This is a genomic window from Cupriavidus sp. LA-1 (assembly GCF_055385985.1).
Genome location: NZ_AP031387.1, coordinates 1,171,080 through 1,192,951, shown reverse-complemented (window position 1 = coordinate 1,192,951; position 21,872 = coordinate 1,171,080). Strand labels below are relative to the sequence as shown.

Genomic DNA, 21,872 nt, shown 5'->3' with positions numbered 1-21,872 from the left:
CGCGTACGGGCACGTCCGGTGCGCCGTATCGATCAGTCCCTGCGCCACCTCGCGATCGATCCGTGGCACACCGGATTTCCCTGTTTCCAGGCTTACCGCTGGACAGCAAGTAGCGCGGCCCGCTCAATCACGGCCTCCAGCTTTCGATCGAGTGTGAGGCCGATCGCTGTAACGGCCGGTTTGCCGAACTGGCCGAACAACGTGGAAGGCTGGTCGAAGTCGACGTTCACGACGCCGGGTTCCGCTTCATAGACCAGCACGGACAGTGGTGCATAGAGGCCGGCGCGGATATCGAGCCTGGTCATCTGCAGCGCAATCCTCGGGTTTCCGACGTGATAGCGCTTGGCTTTCCTGGGCGAGCCAGTCATGGCGAACAGCGCGCCATGGTTCTGCGCCGCGAAAATCATCAATCCCTGCTCGCCCTCCATGCGCGCAATGCGCGCGTCCGCTGCACCGGGGTCGCTGGCCAGCAGCGAAGCCAACGCGGCGGGATCGAACCTGCCAAGAATGGCCTCGAAGCTGCGCGTGAAGTCTTCGTAGTCGACGTGCAGCGCCAGGGTCTTGTGCACGATGCTGACAGGCTGTGAACCGGCCTGCGCCAGGCTGGGTCCCGTCTGTCTTGTTGCCGCTTCGCTGCCATGTGCCGCGGCATGTGTCAGCACCAGCGTGGCCGACATAGCAAGCGCGAATGCGCGGTTCAGTTCTTGTCTCATTTCACCTCCGCCAGCCTGGCGATGCCGCAGTTCATTGAACATCCCTCGATCACGATCACCGAATGTATCCGGCGTCTACATCCTAGGCAGGGGAACCGGCAGGGTCAAGCAAGATCACGCCCGCTCCCCTCGGTGCTATCCCTAAGGGCAGGCTCGGGAGTGCGGGATACGCGCCAATGCGCGTCATTGCGCGCTGACATCCAGGAGGAATCGGATGCCATGATGATCGTAATGCTATATATTGCAGAGACCCCTGCGCTCTTCCACTCTTCCCGCCCTGACCATGCGTTATTCACACGACCAGAAAGCCGAGACCCACCAGCACATCGTCAAGGCGGCTTCGACGCAATTCCGCAAGCACGGTGTCAATGGCATCGGCGTGGCGCAGTTGATGAAGAGCGCGGGCTTGACGCATGGCGGCTTCTACGCACACTTCGAGTCCAAGGATGCCCTGATTGCCGAGGCGATCGATGCCGCCTTCGACCAGACCATGGAGTTTCTCGGGCAGGCCGCGCAAGCGGCGCCGCCCCGGCAGCGCAAGAGCGCCATCGTTGGCGCCTACGTGAACAAGAAGCACCGCGACAACCCTGGAGCGGGTTGCGCCATCGCGGCGCTCGGCACCGATGTCTCTCGCCTTGACGCCAGGACGCGGCGGCGCTTCGAGGCGCGGGTCGTGTCGCTGATCGAACTGGTCGCCGGGAGTAATGATGAGGCTTCGCGCAAGGACGCGATCGTTACGCTTGCAGCCATGGTCGGCGGCCTTGTGCTGGCCCGCGCCGTCCGCTCGGAAGCGCTGTCCACCGAAATCGTGGATGCCCTCCAGTCTTCCCTGTAGCGCAATGCCCTGCGGCCGCTGACCGGCCATGCGTGCGCTCTCCCGGCTTGCGGCAAGTCCAGGGGCAGGAGATGGTTGGCGCTAATATGGAGGCCTGACGACACCGCAAACCGCACTCATGACTTCCTCCCCAGCCCGCCCGGCCCGCCCGGCCCGTCAAAGCTATCACCATGGCAATCTGCGGGAGGAAATGATCCGCTGCGGCAGGGAGATCCTGGCCGACAAGGGCGTCCACGGGCTGACGCTGCGCTCCGCGGCCAAGCTTGCGGGGGTGTCCCACGGCGCGCCGCGCAACCAGTTTGCCGACAAGGAGGGCCTGCTGGCCGCGATCGCAGCCGACGGATTCCGTGAACTGGTCGCTGTGCGGCGGGCCCGGCTATCGCCCGAGATGACGGCCGAGGCCCGGCTGCTCACCGTCATGGATGGCTATATCGAGTTCGCCGTCAGGCATCCGGCCCTCTTCTACCTGATGTTCGGACCACAGATCGAGGACAAGGTGAAGTACCCCGACCTGCTCGAAGCTGGCAGCGCCTCTTACCAGCTGTTGTCCGGTGCGGTCCAGGACTACTTCCGGGAAAACCACCTCGCCGAGCAGTTCGATGACATGATGGTGCGCTGCGCATGGTCGGCCATGCATGGCGTCAGCATGTTCTTCAGTGCCAGGCCGACCGGCCCGAGCCCGCGCCCGAAGGTCGCGCTGGCCCAATGGCGGCAGAGCGTCCAGCAGTTCGTGCTGACCGGCCTGCTGGCGGCAGGAAAGAAAAAAGCGGCGGCAGTCGCTCCGGATGCCGCCGCAAGCAAGCCAAAGGCAAGGCCACGCAGCGCCGCGCAGTCGTAGCCCCCTGGCTTTGCAGCACTTCAGCCTCGCGGCTCGAGGGCTTCGCGGAGCGCCCGCTTCAGCATGACCCGGCCCAGCTGAAGCCGGTAGGTGCCATCCGCGAAGTTGTCTTCCAGCGGCGTCACGCCGGCGAATGCCGCGTCGACAATGGCTTCCAGCTTGTCCGCGATGTCAGCGAGGTTGCCTTCCAGCAATGCCTCGGCCGATTTTGCGCGAAATGCCGTATCGGCGACGCCGGTAATACCGATCCGCCCCCATGCATAGCCATCGTTGACCACGCCGATCGCCACCGCCGCGGCAGCCACCGCGTAGCCTGACGAAGGATGCCGGAACTTGTGGTAGGCGACCCGCGTTGCGGCCGGCGATGGCACATGGATGCGCGTCAGGACTTCGTCCGGCTGCACCGCCGAAGACATGAAGCCGACAAAGAACTCGTGCGCGGGGATGCGCCTGGTGCCCTGCGCGCCCACTATTTCCATCTCGGCGCCGGCCGCAAGCACTACCGCCGGCCAGTCCGCCGAAGGGTCGGCGTGTACCAGCGCGCCGCCGATCGTGCCGCGGTTCCTGACCGTCGGATCGGCAATCACGCTCGCGGCGAGCGGAAACAGCGGCGCGAGTTGCTTCAGTTCCGCGCTTGCCTCCAGTTCGGCGTGCGTGGTCGCGCTGCCGATCGAGATGCCGTCCTGGCCGACCGTGATGCCACGGAGTTCAGGCAGGCGGCCGATATCGACCAGCAAGGCCGGCCTGGCCAGCCTCAGTTTCATCATTGGCAGCAGCGTATGGCCGCCGGCCAGGATCTTGGCGTCGGGGTTCTGCGCCAACATGGCAAGTGCCTGCTGCACACTGCCCGCCCGGACGTACTCGACTTCATAGGGAATCATGTCGCGCTCCGGCTTGTCTCGTGGATCGCACGCCAGACCTTCGGCGGCGTCAGCGGCATATCGAGATGGGATATGCCGAATGGCTTCAAGGCATCGCATACCGCCGCGACGATCGCGGGCGGCGCACCGACGCAGCCGGCTTCTCCGATGCCCTTGGCGCCCAGCGGGTTCGACGGCGCCGGAGAGACATGGAAACCGGTACGCATGCGCGGGATCTGCTCGATGCGCGGGAAGCCATAGTCGAGCAGCGAACCCGAAAGCAATTGCCCGGCCTCGTCATACTTTGCCTCTTCGAACAGTGCCTGCCCGATGCCTTGCGCGATCCCGCCGTGCATCTGGCCGTGGCACAGCATGGGATTGATCATGACGCCAACGTCATCCACGGCCACGTAATCAAGAATGGCCACTGTGCCGGTCTCCGCATCGACCTCCACGACCACTGCATGGCAACCGTTCGGCGCTCCCATGGAGACCGGCTCATAAAAGACGCGCTCATCCAGGCCGGCCTCAAGATCCCTGGGCAGCTTGTGCGCAAGATATGCCATTCTTGCGACCCGCGCGAAGGGAATGACGGTGGCATTGGCTGCGCTTGTGAACTGGCCATCCGCATAGCGGACTTCCTCTTCAGGAACCTCCAGCATGAGGCCGGCGATCCGGCGTGCTTTTGCGAGGATCTTGCCCGCCGCCATATAGGCAGCGCTGCCCCCTACTGGCATGGATCGCGAATTGAAGGTGCCATGCCCTGCCAGCACGCGGTCGGTGTCGCCCTGGACGACATCGATATCGTCCATCGGCAGTTGCAGGACTTCCGCGACGATCTGCGCAAAGCTGGTGGCGTGGCCGTGGCCTTGCGGCATCGATCCGCTGAACAGCGTGACCTTGCCATCGGAATGCACGCGCACATGCGCGCTCTCCCAGCCGCCCCGGTCGAAACCGACCTTCTCCAGCATCGGTGAAATGCCCATGCCCACCAGCTCGAGATAGCAGATCACCCCGATGCCGATGTATCTGCCCTGCTGGCGCAGCGTGGCTTGCTGCTCCCGCCAGCTCTGGTAGCCGATCAGCTCGGTCGCCTTGGCCAGGCATGCTTCGTAGTCGCCGGAATCCCATTTGCCGCGCGCGCCGTCGTGCGGCTGGTATGGAAACTGGTCCGAGCGCACCAGGTTGCGGCGGCGCAGTTCAACCGGGTCGATGTCGAGTTCGCCGGCCGCCGCATCCATCAGCCGCTCGATGATATAGGCGGCTTCCGGGCGTCCGGCGCCCCGGTAGGCGTCGACCGGCGTGGTGTTGGTCGTCACCAGATTGACCTCCGTGTCGACCGACGAAATCTGGTAGTTGCCGGTGATGTAGTTGGCCGTGTTGATGGTGGGGATACCCGTTGCCATATTGGAGAGATAGGCCCCGAGATTGGCGAACGAGCGCAGCCTGATCCCCAGCACCTTGCCGTCATTGGTGACGGGAGCTTCCACGTACTCCGTATGCGCACGGCCGTGCGTGGTCGCCACACAATTCTCGCTGCGCGTCTCGGTCCAGCTGATCGGAAAGCCGAAGTGCCGGGATGCGAACGCCACCAGCACCTCTTCCGCATAGAAGTGCATCTTGGCGCCGAAGCCGCCGCCGATATCCGGCGCCACCAGCCGGATCCGGTGCTCCGGCCACCTGAGCGTTTCCGCCAGCCAGCGCCGCGACATATGCGGAACCTGCGTGGGAACGATAAACGTCAGGCGCTCCTCAACGGGATCGAAATTCGCGCAAAGCGCCCGAGGCTCAAGGGGACTGGGTATCAGCCGCTGGTTGACCAGCCGGATCGACACGACCCGGTCAGCCTGCTTAACCGCCTCCTCGTAGTTGCCGCCCTTTTGCCGGAAGACGCCAATGTGGTTGCCGGGGACGTTGTCGTGCAGCTGGGGCGCCGTGTCCGCCAGTGCCGCTTCGGCATCGACGACGGCCGGAAGCTCGTCGTAGTCGACCGCGACGAGCTCTGCTGCGTCCGCCGCGATCTCGCGCGTTTGTGCCACCACCATCGCCACGGCCTCTCCGACGTACCGCACACGATCGGCGGCAAGCGGAGGATGCGGTGGCACCTTCGAGTTGCCCACCACCCAGTTCGGCCGTATGTCGCCGACCTTGCCCTCGATATCGGCATAGGTCAGCACGCCGATCACGCCAGGCAGCGCGCGCGCCTCCGCCGTATCGATACCGCGTACGTTGGCGTGGGCAAACGGCGACCTGACGAAGGCCGCGAACACCATGCCCGGGAACTGATGGTCATCGGTGAACTTGCCCCGGCCGCTCATCAGTCGCTTGTCCTCGCGGCGCCTGACCGACTTGCCGATGTACCTGGTTGCACTACTGCTCTGTGCGTCGCTCATCTCAAGCCTCCTCACGGGCAACGGACTGCAATCTCGTCGCGGCGAGCAGCACTGCGTCGACGATGTTCTGGTACCCGGTGCAGCGGCACAGGTTGCCGTGCAGCGCTTCCCTGACTTCGTGTTCCGAGGGCGCGGCCTGACGCGCAAGGAGCGCGCGTGCCGCCAGCAGCATTCCCGGGGTACAGAACCCACACTGGAGGCCATGAAGCTCGTTGAAGGCTTCCTTCAGGACGGTCGTCGTGTGATCGTTGTCCATCCCCTCGATCGTATGGAGCTCGCAGCCGTCGGTCTGGGCGGCCAGCACGGTGCATGACTTCACGGTCGTTCCGTCGATCAGCACCGTGCAGGCGCCGCACTGCGAGGTGTCGCAACCGATATGGACGCCGGTCAGTCGCTTCTGGTCCCGCAAAAAATGCACCAGGAGCCGCCTCGGCTCTATCTCGGTTGTGCCGCTCACGCCATTGATAGTGTTCTCTATTTTCACTGTCACCTCTCTATCCCCGTTTGACCGGCGGCCATCAGTGCCGGGCCTCACGCTCATAGTATTATGATCATCATACTAAAGAAGAAAAAAAAGAGCAGGCCTACCCTTGCCGGCCGAGGTCTAGTCAGAGGAAGGTGCCAGGGAGCTGCCCCTATCTCCGTCAAGACTCACCAGCTTTTCAAAGCGGGAAAAGAACTCCGCCAGGAACTTGTTCGCCACGGCGCCGACCAGACGGGATCCGATCTGTGCCAGCTTCCCTCCCATCTGCGCCGCGGCAACGTAATGCAGGGCAGTGCCGCCTTCGACGTCTTCCAGCCGGACATCGGCGCCCAGCTTGCCGAAGCCTGCGACGCCACCGCTGCCGCTGCCTTCGATGTGATAACCAATGCCCTCCTGGTGGTCCGAGAAGCGGGCCGTGCCCTTGAAACGCGCCTTGATCGGCCCGACGGCCGCGACGATGACCGCGTCATAGCCGCCGTCATCGACCTGCAGGTATTGCTCGCATCCCGGCAAGCATCGCTGGAACGTAGCCGGATCATTCAACCGCTTCCAGACCTCCTCCCTGGAAGCCTTGATGACTTGTGCACCAGTGAATTCCAATTTCTGTCCCTCCGGTTCTATGTCGTCCCTTTCGGCCAACGTCAATCTAGCCAGTGTCTATATCCTAGAGAGCGTGTCGGGTACCGTCAAGAAATGCAGAGGCAGGTAAACCCGAACAATGCCCACGAGTTCTTGACGTCTTCAAGATCGTCCGCCTAGGATGTAGACAGTGGATACACTGAGCGCACCCGGCGAGATCCTGAGCCAACGGTACGAGCGATACGCCTCACACCTTCATCGCTGCCGCCTGCTCGTTCATTCCCATGGACGATGCTTCACTCAATGTATCCACCGTCTACATTTGTGGCCTGGCAGGCCCATGACGTCTGCATCCATCAACTCCAAAGGAGAACCCATGTCTCGCGCAGTCATCGTTTCGTACGCCCGCACCCCCATCGGCAAGGCCAGCCGTGGCGCCTTCAACATGACCCATGGGGCGACCATGGCCGGCCATGTCATCCAGCATGCCGTCCAGCGCGCGGGAATCGACGGAGGGGAAGTCGAAGACATCATCTTTGGCTGCGGCCAACCCATCGCCGCCACCGGCGGCAATGTTGCCCGCGCGGGCGCTATCCGCGCTGGCCTGCCCGTGACCGTGAGCGGCACCACGCTGACGCGCTTCTGCGCGTCCGGGTTGCAGGCGGTGGCCTTCGCCGCGCAGCGCGTCCTGATCGACAAGGTGCCGGTGATGGTGGCGGGTGGCGTCGAATCCATCAGCCTGTCGCAGCCGGTCACGCTGAAGGTTGCCCAACAAGAGGCCTGGCTTGCAAAGAATCGGCCCGATGTCTATCTGCACATGATCGATACCGCCGAGATCCTGGCCAAGCGCTATGACATGTCGCGCGAGCGCGCCGACGAGTTCTCGGTGCGCAGCCAGCAGCTCACCGTCGCAGCCCAGCAAGCAGGCCGTTTCGCGGACGAGATTGTTCCGCTCGCATCGCTCAAGTCGGTGACGAACAAGGACACCGGCGAGACTTCCATGGTCGAGTTCCTGCTCGAAGCCGACGAAGGTGTTCGTGCCGACACCACGCTGGAGAAGCTGCGCGTGCTGCCCGCCGTCAAGGGCGAAGGTTACCAGGTGACGGCCGGCAATTCGAGCCAGTTGTCGGACGGCGCCGCGGCGCTGGTCGTGATGTCCGAGCGCGAGGCGGAACGGCGCGGCCTCGAACCCCTGGGGTACTTCGTGAGCCTGGCCACCGCGGGCGTGGAACCGGATGAAATGGGTGTCGGCCCGGTCCGTGCGGTCCCGCGCCTGCTGGAGCGCAACGAGCTCTCCATCGACGACATCGACCTGTGGGAGCTCAACGAGGCCTTTGGCTGCCAGGCGCTGTATTGCATCGACCAGCTGGGCTTGCCGCTGGAGCGCGTCAATGTCAACGGCGGCGCCATCGCCATCGGACATCCGTATGGCATGACGGGTGCGCGCCAGGTCGGCCACATCCTGCTCGAAGGGCGCCGCCGCAAGGCCAAGTACGGCGTGGTGACCATGTGCGCCGCCGGCGGCATGGGCGCGGCCGGGCTGTTCGAGTTCATTCACTAAGAGACGCCGGAACAACAGGAGACAACCGATGAGCAATATCACCGAGTACGAAACCGTCTTCGTGGACCGGGATGGCCCGTGTGCCGTCGTCACCATGAACCGGCTGGAAAAATACAACGCACTCAACACGGCACTGCGCAGCGACCTCTACGCGGCCCTGTCTTCGCTGATGGCCGACCGGACCGTTCGCGGCATCGTCCTCTGGGGCGGTACCAAGGCGTTCGTCGCCGGGGGCGACATTCCCGAGATGCTCGCGCGCCGCCCGATCGAGGCCTTCGTCCCGACCAGCGGCGCGCCCGACCTGTGGGCGCTGATCCACCACAGCACCATCCCCGTGATCGCGGCCATTGCAGGACCGTGCTTCGGCGGCGGCCTGGAGCTGGCGATGGCGTGCGACCTGCGCGTCGCCGCGGACAACGCCTTGCTCGGACAGACCGAAACCAATGTGGGCCTGATTCCGGGACGCGGCGGCACCCAGCGTCTGACCCGGCTGGTTGGGGCGACACGCGCCAAGGAAATGATCTTCACCGGCGAAATCATCAAGCCGGACGAGGCCTACCGCATCGGGCTCGTCAACAAGGTGGTGCCCGCCAGCGAGGTACTGGAGGAAGCGAAGGCGTATGTGCGACGCATCGCAGAGAAATCTCCGCACTCCATTGCCATGGCCAAGCTGATGATCAACAACGGCCAGGACGCGACGCTCGATACCGCGCTGATGCTGGAGCAGCTTGCCTTTGCCACGCTGTTCAGCACGGACGACATGCATGAAGGCGGTGAGGCGTTCCTGAACAAGCGCCGTCCGGTCTACCAGGGAACCTGATCATGACCCAGCTCAACACACGGATTCCGGCCAGCCCGGGTCGGGCCGATCCCTACCAGCCGCGGCTGAAGGTCACGACGCTTGCCGATATCAGGCATTTCGAGCAGACGCCGCTTGCCGAACGGCAACTGCCTGACAGCACCTACGCGCTGCTGCGCCTGGCGCGCGACCGTGCGCCGGAAGCGCCCGCCCTGCACTACTTCGCCTCCGGCGACGAGCTGGACAAGGCGTTCACCATCACCCATGCGCAGCTGTTCGGGCGCATCACGCAGACTGCCAACCTGCTGCACTCGCTGGGCCTGGGCCCCGACGACGTCATCGGGGTTCTGATGCCGGTGACACCGGAGTCCCAGTACGCGCTCTGGGGCAGCGAGGCGACTGGCATTGCCTGCCCGGTCAACTGGATGCTTGAGCCGGAGATCATCGCAGCGCTGCTGCGCAATGCCGGCGCCAAGGCGGTAATCGCCTATGGCCCCGACGCGGATATCGAGGCCTGGAACAAGGCCATGCTGGTGCGGCGCGAGCTGCCCGGCGTACAGCACTGGATCAAGGCCGGCGGCGGCACCGCGAGCGAGGCAGGGATTGTCGACCTCGATGCCGGGCTTTCCCGCTTCCAGGGCGAGGCGCTTGACAGCCAGCGGGTGTTCTCGCCGCAGGATACCGCCTCGATGTTCCATACCGGCGGCACCACCGGCACGCCCAAGCTTGCCCTCCACACGCACGGCAACGAAGTGGCCATGGCCTGGGTGAGCGCGATGCAGATCGACGTCCAGCCCAACGACGTGCGCGTCTGCGGCGTGCCGATGTTCCATGTCACGGGCGTGCTCACCAATTGCCTGATGCCGCTGGCCCGTGGCGCATCGGTCGTGCTGCTGACGTCCAGCGGTTGGCGCGATCCGTCCGTCATCCGCAATCTCTGGCAGATCGTCGAACATTTCGGGGTCACCGGGTTGGGCATGGTGCCGAGCGTGGTGAACATGGCCCTGAACATTCCGATCGGGGACGCCGACATCAGCTCTCTCAGCGCGGCGAGCTGCGGCACGGCGCCGCTGTCAGTGGCCGTCGCGGAGGCGTTCGAGCAGAAGACCGGGGCGAAGATCTTTGAAGGCTACGGTCTGACCGAGGGTACCGCGCTGAGCGCAACCAACCCGCGCTATGGCGAGCGGCGCATCGGCTCCATCGGCCTTCCCATGGCCTACCAGGAGATGAAGGTCGTCAAGGCTGCCAATGGGCACATCCAGCGCGACTGCGCGCCGGGTGAACCCGGCATTGTAGTGGTGCGCGGCCCCAACATCTTCGCCGGCTACCTGAACCCGGAGCAGAACAAGAGCATCTGGTTCGAGGGCGGCTGGTTCAATACCGGCGACCTGGGCTATGCGGACGAGGATGGCTACTTCTGGCTGACCGGCCGGGCCAAGGACCTGATCATCCGCGGCGGCAACAATATCGATCCGCGCATGATCGAAGAGGCGCTGTATCGGCACCCCGAGGTATTCGATGCCGCCGCCGTCGGCCTGCCGGACGCGCATGCCGGGGAGCTGCCGGTCGCCTATATCGCGCTCAAGCCGGGCAGCACCTACCCGATCGGCCGCATCAAGCACTACGCCTATGAGGTGATCCCGGAACGCGCCGCCGTGCCCAAGCAGTTCTACGTGGTCGAAGCCATCCCGAAGACCGCAGTCGGCAAGATCCAGAAGAACACGCTGCGCACCGACGCCGTACTGCGGGCGCAGCGGCAAATGCTTGCCGAGGTCAAGGCGGATACGCCGGTTCCGCTTGTCGATATCCGCATCGAAGACCGTGGCGACCAGGGCATCCTGTCCACGCTGGTGCTGCCCGCCGCCCTGAGCCACGAGCAAAGGGAGGCCGCGCTAGCCACCATCGGCAAGGCGTTCACGACGCTGACGATCAAGTACGCGGTGGCCTACGAGTAGCCCGTTCCCAAAAAAGCAGGGTCTCGCCAGAGGCCGTGCGAGCCGCATGCCGGCAGCGCCTCACGCCTGGCGCACGGCATGACGGCTCGCAGCATCCATCAAGGAGACAACCATGACCATCCAGCTTTCGCGTCGGCGCCTGTTGCAGGCCGCCTGCGGCGCCGCGCCGGCGCTGCTTGCGCCGTCCTGGCTGTGGGCGCAGGCGCCCTATCCGAGCAAGCCGATTATCGTCAAGGTCGCATTTCCCGCCGGCGGCCCGGCGGACGAATCGATCCGCGCGGCAGCCGTGGTGATGAAGCGCAGCCTGGGGCAAAGCATCATTGCCGACAACCTCCCCGGCGCAAGCGGCTCGATCTGCGCGATGAACGTGCTGCGCAGCGCCAGCGATGGCTACACGTTGCTGGGCACGACCGGCATCGACTTCCTGGTCGCGCCGCTCACCATTGCGTCGGCGAGGTATGCGCCGGAGAAGTTCAGGCTGGCGGGCTTCACCGGGATATCGGACTTCATCCTGGTCTCGAATCCCTCGTTGTCGTTCAAGAACGTCGACGAGGTCATTGCTTACGCAAAGAACCCGAAGAACCGCCCACTGTCGCTGGCTCACTGGGGCCCCGGTTCGGCGCCCCACCTGGTAGGCGCCGACTTCCAGGCCCGTACCGGCGTGCGCTTCCTGGAAGTGCCCTACAAGGGCGCGGCCCCGGTCACCAACGACATCGCCGGAGCACAGGTAGACCTGACCTTCATTCCCATGGGGGGGCCGACCTACGGCATGATCAAGGCCGGCCGCTTCAAGCCGATCGGAGTCGCCAGCAAGGCCCGGCATCCGTCGTTGCCCGATGTGCCCGCGCTGTCTGAAAACAAGGCCCTGGCCGATTTCGAGTACAGCCAGTGGGCAGGCGTGCTGGCCCCGCCGGATACGCCGGACGCCGTGACGGCACGCGTGGTGGAGGCCATGAACGCCTGGGTGACCAGCCCCGAGAACCGGACCCGCCGCAGCGTCAACCTTCAGCGCGCGATTGAGCCAATGACCATGGCCCAGGCGCAAGCCTTCCTGAACGGCGAACACGCCAAGCTGACCCGCATTGCCAAGAACCTGAAGCTGGCCGGCCAGTAAGGCGTGGTCGGGGGCCTCCTGGTGGAGGCCCCCGTGGCCATGCGCTCAGCCAGCCGCGCCGCGGCGCAGGCTGGCAAAATCGGCGGGCCGCTTCCCAAGAAATGCAGCAATGCCTTCGGCAGCTTCGGCACCGCCCTGGGCCACGGCCATCGCAATCCGTTCGGCTTCGAGCTGATCGCCGAGCGTGCGCTCATGGGCATGCCGGCACAATGCCTTGATCGATGCCATGGCCTGCTGTGGCCCTTGCGCAAGCCGCTCCGCCAGCGCGATCGCCACCGCGCCGGCCTGTCCCGCGTCCACCAGCTGGTTGACTACCCCGAAGTGCTGCAACTGCTCCGCCGTGATGCGATCACCGGTCAACGCAAGTTGCGTCAGCACCTGCCGCGACAGGCTCTGCGCCAGCAGGCCCGTAATGCCGCCGTCCGGAGTCAGCCCCACCTTCACATAGGCGATCGAAAAGGCGGCACCGGCGGACGCCACGAGCAGGTCGCAGGCCACTGCCAGCGAGAAGCCCGCGCCCGCCGCCCCGCCTTCGACCGCTGCCACGATCGGCTTGGGAAAATCGCGCAGCTTGCCTACCACGTCGTGCAGGTGCCCGAGGCGCTCGATGCGCTCCTCGTAGGTCAGTTCCCGCCGCTTGCTGATCAGTTCCAGATCGCCGCCCGCACAAAAGTAGTTGTCGGCGCCGGTCAGCACGATCGCGCCAATCTCGGGATTGTCGGCAGCAGCGGCCAGTGCGGCGCGGATATTGTCATAGAGGTCGGCCGCGATGGCGTTGCGCTTGCCGGGATTGTTGATGGTGAGCACCAGCACGCGGCCTTCCGTGTGCTGCAGCAAAGAAGAAAAAGTGGTCATGTCGTGAAGTCTGTCAGTGGGGCGAGGTCCGATCAGCCGGCGTTCTGTTGCGCAGCGCGCTGACCCTCATAGACTTGCAGGTGGCAATAGGCCGCGCGGCTCAACGGGAGATCGCGCCCGTGCCTGGCTGCGCGTGCGATAAGATCGCCGACGATGGCATCGGCTTCAATGCGTGGGGCGCCCTGGGCAATATCCCGCGCCATCGAGGCCGCCCAGGTCGAGGCACGGTCCAGCAGGCGGCCCCGCATGGCATCGGCAACGGGTTCCGGGATGGCGTGGCCGCATAGCTGGGCCACCGTCCGGCACTCCGCGATCGCGTCAAGCATCAGGCGCTGACCGTCCTGCGTCTTCATGATGTCCGCGACGGTCCCTCGCATCAGGCATGTCATGACCGCGCCTGCGGCGATCATGGCCCACTTGTTCCAGAGTTCCTGCTCGATCGCGCCCGATACCTCGCGCGTGCCCGCTGCCCCGGATACCAGCGCATGAAATTCCGTGGCCAGCGCCGAGGTCTGCGCGGCGCGCGCGCCGACCACCAGCCGGTCCATGCGGCCAGCGTGCAGCACGGGTCCGTCCGCTGCCAGCGTTGTCGCGATATAGGAGACCCCGCCCAGCACGCGCTCCCTGCCAAAGCGCTGGTCGAGCCGGTCATAGGCAGCCAGGCCATTGAGCAGCGGCAGTACCGCGGTGCCGGTGCCAACGGCCGGGCTGATCGCTGCGATCGCGTCATCAAGGTCGTAGGCCTTGCAGGCCAGCAGGATGAGGTCGTACTGCGGGTCATACTGCGCATCGACCTCGCCCGCCAGAACCGTTCTTACCGGACGATGGAAGTCGCCAAGCTCACTGCGCACCGCCAGCCCATGGCGTTCCAGCGCCTGCGCGCGGCCAGGCCGCACCAGGAACGTGACATCCGCGCCCGCCTCGATCAGTCGCGCGCCGTAGTAGCCACCCATCGCACCGGCACCGAGTACCAATATCTTCATGGCGCCCCCGTCTATGCGTTGCCAGCGGGACGGGACTGCACGACCAGGTTGACGACGCCGGCCTGCACGGGTTCGTCATGCTGGTTGAAGGTTGTGATGCGCACCTTCGCGATGCCTTGATCGGGACGCGACTTCGACGTCCGCACCTCCAGGATCTCGCTCTCCACACGCAACACATCGCCGGGCCGCACCGGCTTGGGCCAACGCAACGCCTCGAAGCCTGCCCCGATGATGCCGCCGGCCGGCCGGAGTTCACCGTCGACCAGCAGGCGCATGGTCAGCGCCGCCGTATGCCAGCCGCTCGCGGCCAGGCCGCGAAACAGCGTGCCGCGCGCAGCCGCTTCGTCGAGATGGAAAGGCTGCGGGTCGAACTCGGCAGCGAAGGCTTTGATCTTGTCCGGCTCGACGGTCAGCCGCCCCGAACCATACTTCTGGCCCGGCGCCAGGTCCTCGATGTATTGGATGCTCATGCTTGTTCCTTCAGGCCAGCGCCTCGAGCGCCAGCGCAATCCCCTGGCCGCCGCCAATGCACAGCGTGACGATGCCGCGCCGGATGCCGTCCGCGCGCATGGCATGCAGCAGGCGCGTCGTCAGCACCGCACCGGTCGCTCCGATCGGATGGCCGTGCGCAATGGCGCCACCATCGACATTGATGATGTCGTGGGGCAGGCCAAGCTCCGCGGCCACTGCCAGGGGAACCGTGGCAAAGGCTTCATTGATCTCGATGCGTTCAATGTCGCCCAGCTGCCAGCCGGCGCGCTGCAGCACCTGCCGCACCGCCGGGACGGGCCCAAGCCCGAACAGGCCGGGCTCCACCGCGCCCACCCCATAGGCCACCAGCCGCGCCATCGGCGCCAGCCCCTTGCTTTCGGCCAGCGAACGTTCGGCAACGATCATGGCCGCCGCCCCGCTGTTCAGCCCCGGCGCATTGCCGGCGGTGATGGTGCCGTCCGGGCGAAACGCCGGCTTGAGGCGGCTGAGCGCGTCGAGGCTGGTATCGGGCCGGTTGGCTTCATCCACCTCGAACAGGGTCGCGCCGCCCTTCCCCTTGACCGGCACCCCGGCGATCTGGCCGGCGAAGCGCCCCTTGGCCTGTGCCAGCGCGAAACTCCGCTGCGAGCGTTCGGCCCAGCGATCCTGCGCCTCGCGGCTGAGCGCATAGCGCGCGGCAAGGTCCTCGGTATGCCAGCCGGAGTGCTGGCCGGAGAAGGCGTCGAGCAGTCCGTCGTACAGCATGCTGTCATGCAGCACGGAATCGCCCATGCGTTGTCCCCAACGGGCGGAGGGCATCAGGTAAGGCGCGCGGTCCATGTTCTCCATGCCGCCGGCAATGGCGATGTCGACATAGCCCAGCCGGACCTCGTCCGCAGCCGTCGCGATGGCCTGCGCCCCCGAGCCGCATACGCGGTTGACGGTCATCGCCGGAACAGAAACCGGCAGGCCCGCCCCGATGGCAGCCTGCCGGGCCGGATTCATCCGGTTGCCCGCCTGGATCACATTGCCGAACACCACGCTGCCAACCTCGCCGGGGTCGATTCCCGCGGCCTGCACCGAGGCACGGATCACCGCGGCACCGAGCTCCGTCGCCGGGATGGATTTCAATGAACCGTTGTAGGCGCCGATCGCGGTTCGCAATGGCTGGCACAGCACGACATCTCTTGCATTCATCTCATACTCCATGACAAAACTCAGCATCGATCCGTCGCATGCGCGTCAGGCGACACGCCGTGCGGAATCGGCCTGGCGGCAGGCTCCCGGACCCTGCGATGGGCCTTGGCGGCGCGGGGTTCGGGAGGATTCGGGTCAGGCCTCGGCCGAGTGGTCCAGCCGCCGCCGCACGCCGTCGCTGGCCGCCGGGCCGGGAATGATGTGGAAGTCGGGGCCGGTGACGGGGCGGCCGCTGGCGGCATCGACCAGCACCGGCTCGACGCGCGCGCCGGTACGGCGGTTGGCCAGGTGCACGCTCTCGCCCTCGGGCGCGAGATGCTTGTTGCCCCAGGCCAGCATCGCCAGCAAAACCTGGCGGAAGTCGCGCCCGCGCTCGGTCAGGAGGTACTCAGAGCGGGGCGGCCGGTCGCAGTACTGGCGCCGCTCCAGCATGCCCTCGTCCACCAGCGAGTTCAGGCGGCGGGTCAGCATATTGGGGGCGATGTCCAGGTTCTGCTGGAACGCGTCGAAGCGCGTGACGCCGTAGAAGGCTTCGCGCAGGATCAGCACGCTCCAGCTGTCGGCCACGCGGGCCGCGGTGCGGGCGATCGGGCACGGGGTTTCACCAAGCGGCTTTCTCTGCATGATGGGTGGCCTTGGAAAGTGATGTTGCTATCAATTTGATAGTTAGTCTAGAGTAGTTGCTATCATCACGCAAGTTGGATTTTGAGGCTGTGCTGACCCTGGCGCTAAGTGGTGCTGCAAGGGCGAGGAGTTAGCCGTGGAAGTGGATGTAGGCGCCGGCGTCCTAACCCCAGCGTTTCCCGCAATACTTGCTCGGTATGCTTGTCAAGACCCGCAACAGTTGGATGGGCTTCCGATGGCGTCGCTGAAAGAAAAACGGCGAATTCGGAACCTTATAGCCAGAGCGCCACCGGCTACTTTGCCGAAAGCACCTGGCTGACACGCTCGGCCGCCGGCATCGGAATCGAGAGCACAAGGGACGTGGTAATCGTGCCAAAGCTGCCAATTCTGTCAATAACGGCCTCCAATTCCGCGCTGGACCGGGTCAACACATGGAGAATGTAGCTGTCCGACCCCGTGACCCGCATGACCTCCACCACGTTAGGGGTCTCGCGGAACGTCTTCAGAAGACTGTCCCCTCGCTCCGCGGATGCCCCAATGCGGATGATGGCGTTGATCGGGAAACCCAGGCGCGTCCAGTCCACTTCGGCCCGATACCCCTTGATCACGCCGCGCTCTTTCAAGCGTCGGACGCGCTCTGCGCATGCCGGCGCCGTCAGCCCGACTTCTGCCGCGAGCGACTTGTAGGGGGCCCTGCCGTCGCGCAGCAGCATCTGCACCAGCTTCAGGTCAGTTGCGTCGAGAAAGCTTCGGTCCGTATTTTCCACGGAAATAAAAGATGAGCCGCCTGTCTACTTTCGATTCTAAAGCCCTGACCACATCAATATAAAGCAAACTTTCTCCAATCCTGATTTGTATGTGGAGTGGAGCATGAGTACCGTAACGACAGCAGGTTTCGCCTTCGTCGAGTTTGTCTGCCCAGAGCCAGAAGTGCTGGTTGCCCTGTTCGGGAAGCTCGGATTCAGGGCATTGGGTCAGCACGCGCAAACGGGGGCGGTTCTATTGCGCCAGAATGAAGCTGCCCTGATCGTGAATCCCGCGCCCAATCCTTTCCGGGACGTTCACGGGGCGTCCGCACGCGCGATCGCGATCAACGTCGGCGACGCCGCAAATGCCCTGGCACAGGCGCTGGAGGGCGGAGCCCGTCTGGCGACCCCGGCTGAGTTTGGCGCCTTCGTCGTCGACGCGCCGGCGATCGTGGGGATCGGCGACAGCCTGGTCTATTTCGTCGATCACGGCATCGAGACAGTGTTTTCGACCCCCTATCGCCCGGGTCAGCCTGTCGAGGTGGCAAGTGCCGCCATCCAGGCAATCGACCACACCTCGAACATCGTCAAGCCCGAGAACCTCGACCACTGGGCCGACTTCTACCAAGACACGTTCGCCTTCGTCCAGAAACAGTACCTGGATGTGAAAGGCAGGCAAACGGGGATGCGGGCCCGGTCGATGGTGAGCCCATGCGGGAAGGTGTCGATTCCGATCGCCGCCGCGGCGCACGATCAGCCTGGCGTATTGAATCAGAACGACGAATTCATCCTCGACTACCGTGGCGAGGGCATCCAGCACATCGCTTTCCTGTCCTCAAACATCGAGCAATCCATCGCGGCCATGGAGGCTGGCGGAATCGACTTCATGGATACCCCGCCAAAGACCTATTACCAGAGCGTGGACGCCCGGGTACCCGGTCATGGGCAGAACCTCGACAACATTGAGCGTCTGGGCATTCTCCTCGACGGCAAGGGCAACGGCAGGATCCTGCTGCAACGCTTTACGCGCCGCCAGATCGGTCCAATCTTCTTTGAAATCATCGAGCGACGCGGCGAGGACGGCTTTGGCGAAGGCAATTTCAAGGCGCTCTTCGAATCCCAGGAGCAGGATCAAGTTCGGCGCGGGTCGCTGGAAGCTTCGTAGTCGCGCCCGTTCGGCATTCTCACGTTCTCAAGGTACTCACCATGCAATCATCCAAGACGACAATCGCCCTTTCGAATCCGCACCCCGTTTTCGGCAGCACCGACGTTTTCAGTACGTTCAACTATGCCCCGGCCGTTGCGGCGGGCGGCTTGCTGTTCATCGCCGGCCAGATCGGCATCCGTGCCGATGGGACCGTCCCCACCAGTGTGGAGGAGCAGATCGATCTCGCATTCCAGCGGCTGGGAGCGATCCTGCACGCGGCAGGGCTCGGCTTCGAGGATCTCGTCGAACTGGTCAGCTATCACGTCGATATCGACAGCCAGCTCGCGGCGTTCCGCGAGATCAAGGATCGCTACATCAAGGCGGATGCTCCGGCCTGGACCATCCTCGGCGTGGCCGCATTGGCAAGGCCGACGCTTGTGGTCGAAATCAAGGCGGTGGCTGTGGGACGCGCCGTGTGATCAGCAGTGGACAGGCTTTCCGGCGATGCTTCCGTGGGCCGGACAGGGGGCGCGGGCGATCGCCCGCAAACCGTGGCGCGTCCTAGAGGACTCGAACCTCTGACCGCTCGCTTAGAAGGCGAGTGCTCTATCCAACTGAGCTAAGGACGCGAAGGCCAGCATTCTACCGCAGCGCCGCATCGTAGTGACAAGCCGCAAGTGTCAGGACGCCACCCGCGGCTGGCCGCGCGTGATGTAGCGGCCATCGGGCGCGGGGTCGGCAGCGCCATCGGCCCCCGCCGGGTGCATCGACACGCAATTGCGCCCCTTCAGCTTGGCGTCATACAGTGCGCGGTCGGCGCGCCGCATCAGGGCATCGGCGCCCTCGCCGGGCTGGCGCGCCGCCACGCCGATGCTGACGGTATAGGCGATCGGGTCAGGCTCGGACGGGCACGGTGTGGCGCGCACCGCCGTGGCCAGCTGCAGGCAGGCCAGCCGGCCCTGCTCCAGCGCGGTGTCCGGCATCACGATGGCAAATTCCTCTCCGCCCAGGCGCCCCACCACATCGACTTGGCCACCCGTCTTGCGCAGCAGCCCGGCGAAATGGCGCAGCACGCTGTCGCCCGCGAGGTGGCCGTAGACATCGTTGATGGCCTTGAAGTGGTCGAGGTCGACAAAAGCCACCGTCAGCGGCTTGCGTTGCCGCTCGGCGCGCAGGCATTCCGCCTCGAGCGCTTCCCAGAATGCGCCACGCAGCAGCACGTCGGTCAGGTCATCATGCCGCGCGCGCCGCTCCAGCATGCGGCGCAACCGGTCGTGCGCCATCAGCGCAAAGCTGACCGACACGCCCACCAAGACAAAGACATTGAGCATGGCGAGCTCGCCGTCCCACGGCATCGGCCGCGGCCAGGCGCCGTCCCGTGCCACCGCCGCCAGCGGCAGCGACACGGTCCATGCGTTGATGGCCGCCGCGGCGATCACGATCAATACCAGCGACAACGCCGCCAGCCGGCCTGTACCGCGTGTGGCCGGGACCGACCGCACAACACTGCGCGCCAGGTCCAGCAGCAGCACGATATGGCACGCGCTCAGCAGCGGCGCCAGCTCCGGCAGCGTCACAGGCACCGCCAGGTACCGCGGCGCCAGGTCATGCCAGGCCACCGCTGCCGCGGCGGCCAGGTTCAGCGCCAGCAAGGACGCGGCACGGCCGGGCCGTCCCGCGAAGTGACGCGCGCCCACCACCATCACCGAGAGCGCCGCCAGCAGCGCAAGGCCTGTCGACTCCGGCACCAGCCACATCGGGCGCAGTTCCTGCACCGCCGCCAGGGCCGCGGCAACCGCCGCCAGCACGCTCCCCAGCGCCCACGACGTCAGGCCGCTGCGATCCATGCCCGACGACCGGCGCAATACGACGCAAACCACCCCCATCTGCAGGGCAAACAACCCCGCGATGAGCACAACTATGTGCGACTGAAACATCTTTATTCCCGTCCAAGGCAACAAGCGGCGCTCAGCTTGGCACCGCGCTTCCCTGCTTCTTTGCCGGTCCTGTACCGGACCGTTGTGATCAATTGCCGCACATCCTGCTCCAGGCCGCCTGGCGCCGCCAGCCGGCAAACGCAAGCGCACCGAGCCGCTCTCCGGGGTCGGGAGCGCCGTTCTTGTTCTGGTGATCAGGTCAGTCCGGAAGGAAATACGCAAACCGGGCGTTCCCAACAGCACGCCGGTCGGACTTGAGCGGTGTGCGGGATTATCGCAGCGCGCAAACCCAAGTCAAGCCAAAGGGCCCCCGCCAGAAGGGGGAGCCCGGCAACAGGGTGATGGGGGCCAAACCGGCCTGCATCACTTCAGATTGACCGCGATCCCGGGACCGGGCTACAATCGCGGGCTTCGGAGCGTAGCGCAGCCTGGTAGCGCATCTGATTTGGGATCAGAGGGTCGTAGGTTCGAATCCTATCGCTCCGACCAGAAATATGTAGTGGAAACAACGGCTTGGATCGAAAGATCCAGGCCGTTTTTCTTTCCTGACCGGCTTCCATTACCCATGGCTACCTTGGCGGGTCGACCCGGGATATGGTTCTGCAGCACCTGTGAGACGAGCCTGAGCCGGCGCTCGTCGCGCGGCGGCCGAAGGCTACGGCAGTGGATGCGGCACTTCCACTGTCGGGCGGCACCCGATACCGAACGGGCGCGCCTTGTGATGACAGGGCGCCACATGCAGCCTCGGCCTCCCAAGCCAAAGGCCATTTTCAGAACCAGCGCCCATCTCGTTCTTCCGGTCGATAGCGCACCAAGCCGCATCTGGGACTCAGTTTGCCCTACCAGGCCAACTGAGAGCCTCCGATAATGAAATTCCAATCGCTGCAAATGCTCCGGGGGATTGCGGCCATGTGGGTTGTCGTTTACCACATGCAGGGTCACTTCGGACCCGCTGGCCGCGGCATTGCCGTTCAGCGCATCTGACCTGCAGCCGCGCCACTCACCACGGCAATAAATCCGGCCAGATCAGCGCCCCCGCGAACAACATCAATGCCACGGCTGCAATGACCAGCCCCCGGCTGGGGCCATCGGGGCTGGCATCGACCTGCGGCATCCAGGATGGGACGGCGCCCGGACGATCCGTCGCCGCGGACGCGGCGGCAGCTTGCGCGGACGCGCTGATGGCCGCGCGCGGCACGAAATCGGACTCGGCCAGCAGGAAGCCCATGGGGGTTGGCTGGCCGGCGCTCCCCATCGGCTGGAACAGCAACCTGGACAGCGCAAGGCAATCGTCGAGGGCCACCTGCGGGCGCGGCCGGAAGATATGCAGGTGCTCGCACAGCGTATCGAGCTTGTGGTTGGGGACGTGGAATAACCGGGACCAGCGCACCTGCCGCACCGAGCACCGCCAGGGCCTGCACCGGATGTCGGGCAGCACCTTTTCCAGCATCCTGAGGTTGAAATCCGCACCGTGGGCGACCAGCACGTCGGCGTCGTCGACGATGGCACGGATGGCGTCGACGTCAAAGCGGCGGCCGCGCAGCATCTCCACGGTCAGCCCGTGAGCGCCGGTGGCCGCCGCGCTGATCGGCACAGCGGGCTCCTGCGAGCCGTAATAGCTGGTGACCTCCCGCAACAGGCTGCCCGCGCGCGGCGCCACCTCGACCAGCAGCAAACCGATGCTGACGGGCTCATCCGCTGGCATGGGCCCGGTGGTTTCAGTACTGACGATGGCGACCCGCATGGGCACTCCGGTGTGGCCGTCCGCAGGCCTGGTTGGC

The 21,872-nt window shown here is 65.2% G+C and carries 21 protein-coding genes and 2 tRNA genes; 9 read left to right on the top strand and 14 right to left on the bottom strand.

Going from position 1 to position 21,872, the window contains the following annotated elements:
• Positions 1-92: 92 nt before the first annotated feature.
• Positions 93-713 carry a DUF302 domain-containing protein gene (locus ACZ5MJ_RS05720; protein WP_464222856.1) on the bottom strand — a complete coding sequence of 207 codons (621 nt, stop codon included), beginning with the start codon at positions 711-713 and terminating at the stop codon, positions 93-95.
• Between the two features lie 283 nt (positions 714-996).
• Between ACZ5MJ_RS05720 and ACZ5MJ_RS05715 the strand changes: the two genes are divergently transcribed.
• Both ACZ5MJ_RS05715 and ACZ5MJ_RS05710 read left to right on the top strand, forming a co-directional pair.
• A complete protein-coding gene (locus ACZ5MJ_RS05715; RefSeq protein ID WP_464222855.1) occupies positions 997-1,548 on the top strand; it encodes a TetR/AcrR family transcriptional regulator in 552 nt (183 codons plus the stop codon).
• 118 nt (positions 1,549-1,666) lie between these two features.
• Positions 1,667-2,386, top strand: a complete 720-nt coding sequence (locus ACZ5MJ_RS05710) for a TetR/AcrR family transcriptional regulator (protein ID WP_464222854.1) — start codon at positions 1,667-1,669, stop codon at positions 2,384-2,386.
• 20 nt (positions 2,387-2,406) lie between these two features.
• Here ACZ5MJ_RS05710 and ACZ5MJ_RS05705 read toward each other — a convergent pair whose 3' ends face one another.
• The 4 genes from ACZ5MJ_RS05705 to ACZ5MJ_RS05690 all read right to left on the bottom strand — a co-directional run bounded on the left by ACZ5MJ_RS05705 (position 2,407) and on the right by ACZ5MJ_RS05690 (position 6,723).
• Entirely contained in the window at positions 2,407-3,267 is an 861-nt protein-coding gene (locus ACZ5MJ_RS05705) for an FAD binding domain-containing protein (RefSeq protein WP_464222853.1), read from the bottom strand.
• The gene (locus ACZ5MJ_RS05700; protein ID WP_464222851.1) at positions 3,264-5,639 is read right to left on the bottom strand and encodes a xanthine dehydrogenase family protein molybdopterin-binding subunit; all 2,376 of its coding nucleotides are present in this window, start codon (positions 5,637-5,639) and stop codon (positions 3,264-3,266) included. The genes ACZ5MJ_RS05705 and ACZ5MJ_RS05700 overlap by 4 nt, the downstream gene beginning before the upstream one ends.
• A gap of 1 nt (position 5,640) precedes the next feature.
• The gene (locus ACZ5MJ_RS05695; protein WP_464222850.1) at positions 5,641-6,129 is read right to left on the bottom strand and encodes a 2Fe-2S iron-sulfur cluster-binding protein; all 489 of its coding nucleotides are present in this window, start codon (positions 6,127-6,129) and stop codon (positions 5,641-5,643) included.
• A gap of 114 nt (positions 6,130-6,243) precedes the next feature.
• Positions 6,244-6,723 (bottom strand): SRPBCC family protein, encoded by a 480-nt coding sequence (locus ACZ5MJ_RS05690; RefSeq protein WP_464222849.1) that lies wholly within the window; start codon positions 6,721-6,723, stop codon positions 6,244-6,246.
• A gap of 355 nt (positions 6,724-7,078) precedes the next feature.
• Between ACZ5MJ_RS05690 and ACZ5MJ_RS05685 the strand changes: the two genes are divergently transcribed.
• The 4 genes from ACZ5MJ_RS05685 (at position 7,079) to ACZ5MJ_RS05670 (ending at position 12,131) form a co-directional block, all read left to right on the top strand.
• Positions 7,079-8,263 (top strand): acetyl-CoA C-acyltransferase, encoded by a 1,185-nt coding sequence (locus tag ACZ5MJ_RS05685; protein WP_464222848.1) that lies wholly within the window; start codon positions 7,079-7,081, stop codon positions 8,261-8,263.
• Positions 8,264-8,291: 28 nt separating this feature from the next.
• Positions 8,292-9,083, top strand: coding sequence for an enoyl-CoA hydratase/isomerase family protein (locus tag ACZ5MJ_RS05680; RefSeq protein WP_464222847.1), 792 nt, complete (start codon positions 8,292-8,294; stop codon positions 9,081-9,083).
• A gap of 2 nt (positions 9,084-9,085) precedes the next feature.
• Positions 9,086-11,017: an acyl-CoA synthetase gene (locus ACZ5MJ_RS05675; protein ID WP_464222845.1), complete on the top strand. Its 1,932-nt coding sequence runs from the start codon at positions 9,086-9,088 to the stop codon at positions 11,015-11,017.
• Positions 11,018-11,129: 112 nt separating this feature from the next.
• Positions 11,130-12,131, top strand: coding sequence for a Bug family tripartite tricarboxylate transporter substrate binding protein (locus ACZ5MJ_RS05670; RefSeq protein ID WP_464222844.1), 1,002 nt, complete (start codon positions 11,130-11,132; stop codon positions 12,129-12,131).
• 45 nt (positions 12,132-12,176) lie between these two features.
• Here ACZ5MJ_RS05670 and ACZ5MJ_RS05665 read toward each other — a convergent pair whose 3' ends face one another.
• From ACZ5MJ_RS05665 to ACZ5MJ_RS05640, 6 genes are all read right to left on the bottom strand, one after another.
• Positions 12,177-12,986 (bottom strand): oxepin-CoA hydrolase, alternative type, encoded by an 810-nt coding sequence (locus ACZ5MJ_RS05665; RefSeq protein WP_464222842.1) that lies wholly within the window; start codon positions 12,984-12,986, stop codon positions 12,177-12,179.
• Between the two features lie 32 nt (positions 12,987-13,018).
• Entirely contained in the window at positions 13,019-13,969 is a 951-nt protein-coding gene (locus ACZ5MJ_RS05660; protein WP_464222841.1) for a 2-dehydropantoate 2-reductase, read from the bottom strand.
• 11 nt (positions 13,970-13,980) lie between these two features.
• Positions 13,981-14,439 carry a MaoC family dehydratase gene (locus tag ACZ5MJ_RS05655; protein WP_464222840.1) on the bottom strand — a complete coding sequence of 153 codons (459 nt, stop codon included), beginning with the start codon at positions 14,437-14,439 and terminating at the stop codon, positions 13,981-13,983.
• A 10-nt stretch (positions 14,440-14,449) separates the two neighbouring features.
• On the bottom strand, positions 14,450-15,637 hold the full coding sequence (locus ACZ5MJ_RS05650) for a thiolase family protein (protein WP_464222839.1): 1,188 nt from the start codon (positions 15,635-15,637) through the stop codon (positions 14,450-14,452).
• A 135-nt stretch (positions 15,638-15,772) separates the two neighbouring features.
• Positions 15,773-16,261: a winged helix-turn-helix transcriptional regulator gene (locus tag ACZ5MJ_RS05645; protein ID WP_464222838.1), complete on the bottom strand. Its 489-nt coding sequence runs from the start codon at positions 16,259-16,261 to the stop codon at positions 15,773-15,775.
• Between the two features lie 293 nt (positions 16,262-16,554).
• Complete coding sequence (locus ACZ5MJ_RS05640; protein WP_464222836.1) at positions 16,555-17,028, bottom strand: Lrp/AsnC family transcriptional regulator; 474 nt, start codon at positions 17,026-17,028, stop codon at positions 16,555-16,557.
• Positions 17,029-17,131: 103 nt separating this feature from the next.
• Between ACZ5MJ_RS05640 and hppD the strand changes: the two genes are divergently transcribed.
• Together hppD and ACZ5MJ_RS05630 are read left to right on the top strand one after the other, a co-directional pair.
• The gene (gene hppD, locus ACZ5MJ_RS05635) at positions 17,132-18,172 is read left to right on the top strand and encodes a 4-hydroxyphenylpyruvate dioxygenase (protein ID WP_464222835.1); all 1,041 of its coding nucleotides are present in this window, start codon (positions 17,132-17,134) and stop codon (positions 18,170-18,172) included.
• Positions 18,173-18,213: 41 nt separating this feature from the next.
• The gene (locus ACZ5MJ_RS05630; RefSeq protein ID WP_464222834.1) at positions 18,214-18,633 is read left to right on the top strand and encodes a RidA family protein; all 420 of its coding nucleotides are present in this window, start codon (positions 18,214-18,216) and stop codon (positions 18,631-18,633) included.
• Between the two features lie 73 nt (positions 18,634-18,706).
• Here ACZ5MJ_RS05630 and ACZ5MJ_RS05625 read toward each other — a convergent pair.
• Together ACZ5MJ_RS05625 and ACZ5MJ_RS05620 are read right to left on the bottom strand one after the other, a co-directional pair.
• Positions 18,707-18,783 (bottom strand) — tRNA-Arg (locus tag ACZ5MJ_RS05625).
• Positions 18,784-18,834: 51 nt separating this feature from the next.
• On the bottom strand, positions 18,835-20,091 hold the full coding sequence (locus tag ACZ5MJ_RS05620; protein WP_464222832.1) for a GGDEF domain-containing protein: 1,257 nt from the start codon (positions 20,089-20,091) through the stop codon (positions 18,835-18,837).
• A gap of 412 nt (positions 20,092-20,503) precedes the next feature.
• Between ACZ5MJ_RS05620 and ACZ5MJ_RS05615 the strand changes: the two genes are divergently transcribed.
• Positions 20,504-20,580 (top strand) — tRNA-Pro (locus tag ACZ5MJ_RS05615).
• Positions 20,581-21,091: 511 nt separating this feature from the next.
• On the opposite strand, the gene ACZ5MJ_RS05610 is transcribed toward ACZ5MJ_RS05615, so the two are convergent.
• On the bottom strand, positions 21,092-21,835 hold the full coding sequence (locus ACZ5MJ_RS05610) for a DNA polymerase III subunit epsilon (protein ID WP_464222831.1): 744 nt from the start codon (positions 21,833-21,835) through the stop codon (positions 21,092-21,094).
• Positions 21,836-21,872 lie beyond the last annotated feature (37 nt).

What these genes read in the sequence shown, in the direction of transcription:
- ACZ5MJ_RS05720 (WP_464222856.1), bottom strand. Translation starts at nt 713, where the DNA reads ATGAGACAAGAACTGAACCGCGCATTCGCGCTTGCTATGTCGGCCACG.
- ACZ5MJ_RS05715 (WP_464222855.1), top strand. Translation starts at nt 997, where the DNA reads ATGCGTTATTCACACGACCAGAAAGCCGAGACCCACCAGCACATCGTC.
- ACZ5MJ_RS05710 (WP_464222854.1), top strand. Translation starts at nt 1,667, where the DNA reads ATGACTTCCTCCCCAGCCCGCCCGGCCCGCCCGGCCCGTCAAAGCTAT.
- ACZ5MJ_RS05705 (WP_464222853.1), bottom strand. Translation starts at nt 3,267, where the DNA reads ATGATTCCCTATGAAGTCGAGTACGTCCGGGCGGGCAGTGTGCAGCAG.
- ACZ5MJ_RS05700 (WP_464222851.1), bottom strand. Translation starts at nt 5,639, where the DNA reads ATGAGCGACGCACAGAGCAGTAGTGCAACCAGGTACATCGGCAAGTCG.
- ACZ5MJ_RS05685 (WP_464222848.1), top strand. Translation starts at nt 7,079, where the DNA reads ATGTCTCGCGCAGTCATCGTTTCGTACGCCCGCACCCCCATCGGCAAG.
- ACZ5MJ_RS05680 (WP_464222847.1), top strand. Translation starts at nt 8,292, where the DNA reads ATGAGCAATATCACCGAGTACGAAACCGTCTTCGTGGACCGGGATGGC.
- ACZ5MJ_RS05675 (WP_464222845.1), top strand. Translation starts at nt 9,086, where the DNA reads ATGACCCAGCTCAACACACGGATTCCGGCCAGCCCGGGTCGGGCCGAT.
- ACZ5MJ_RS05670 (WP_464222844.1), top strand. Translation starts at nt 11,130, where the DNA reads ATGACCATCCAGCTTTCGCGTCGGCGCCTGTTGCAGGCCGCCTGCGGC.
- ACZ5MJ_RS05665 (WP_464222842.1), bottom strand. Translation starts at nt 12,986, where the DNA reads ATGACCACTTTTTCTTCTTTGCTGCAGCACACGGAAGGCCGCGTGCTG.
- ACZ5MJ_RS05660 (WP_464222841.1), bottom strand. Translation starts at nt 13,969, where the DNA reads ATGAAGATATTGGTACTCGGTGCCGGTGCGATGGGTGGCTACTACGGC.
- ACZ5MJ_RS05655 (WP_464222840.1), bottom strand. Translation starts at nt 14,439, where the DNA reads ATGAGCATCCAATACATCGAGGACCTGGCGCCGGGCCAGAAGTATGGT.
- ACZ5MJ_RS05650 (WP_464222839.1), bottom strand. Translation starts at nt 15,637, where the DNA reads ATGAATGCAAGAGATGTCGTGCTGTGCCAGCCATTGCGAACCGCGATC.
- ACZ5MJ_RS05645 (WP_464222838.1), bottom strand. Translation starts at nt 16,261, where the DNA reads ATGCAGAGAAAGCCGCTTGGTGAAACCCCGTGCCCGATCGCCCGCACC.
- hppD (WP_464222835.1), top strand. Translation starts at nt 17,132, where the DNA reads ATGAGTACCGTAACGACAGCAGGTTTCGCCTTCGTCGAGTTTGTCTGC.
- ACZ5MJ_RS05630 (WP_464222834.1), top strand. Translation starts at nt 18,214, where the DNA reads ATGCAATCATCCAAGACGACAATCGCCCTTTCGAATCCGCACCCCGTT.
- ACZ5MJ_RS05620 (WP_464222832.1), bottom strand. Translation starts at nt 20,091, where the DNA reads ATGTTTCAGTCGCACATAGTTGTGCTCATCGCGGGGTTGTTTGCCCTG.
- ACZ5MJ_RS05610 (WP_464222831.1), bottom strand. Translation starts at nt 21,835, where the DNA reads ATGCGGGTCGCCATCGTCAGTACTGAAACCACCGGGCCCATGCCAGCG.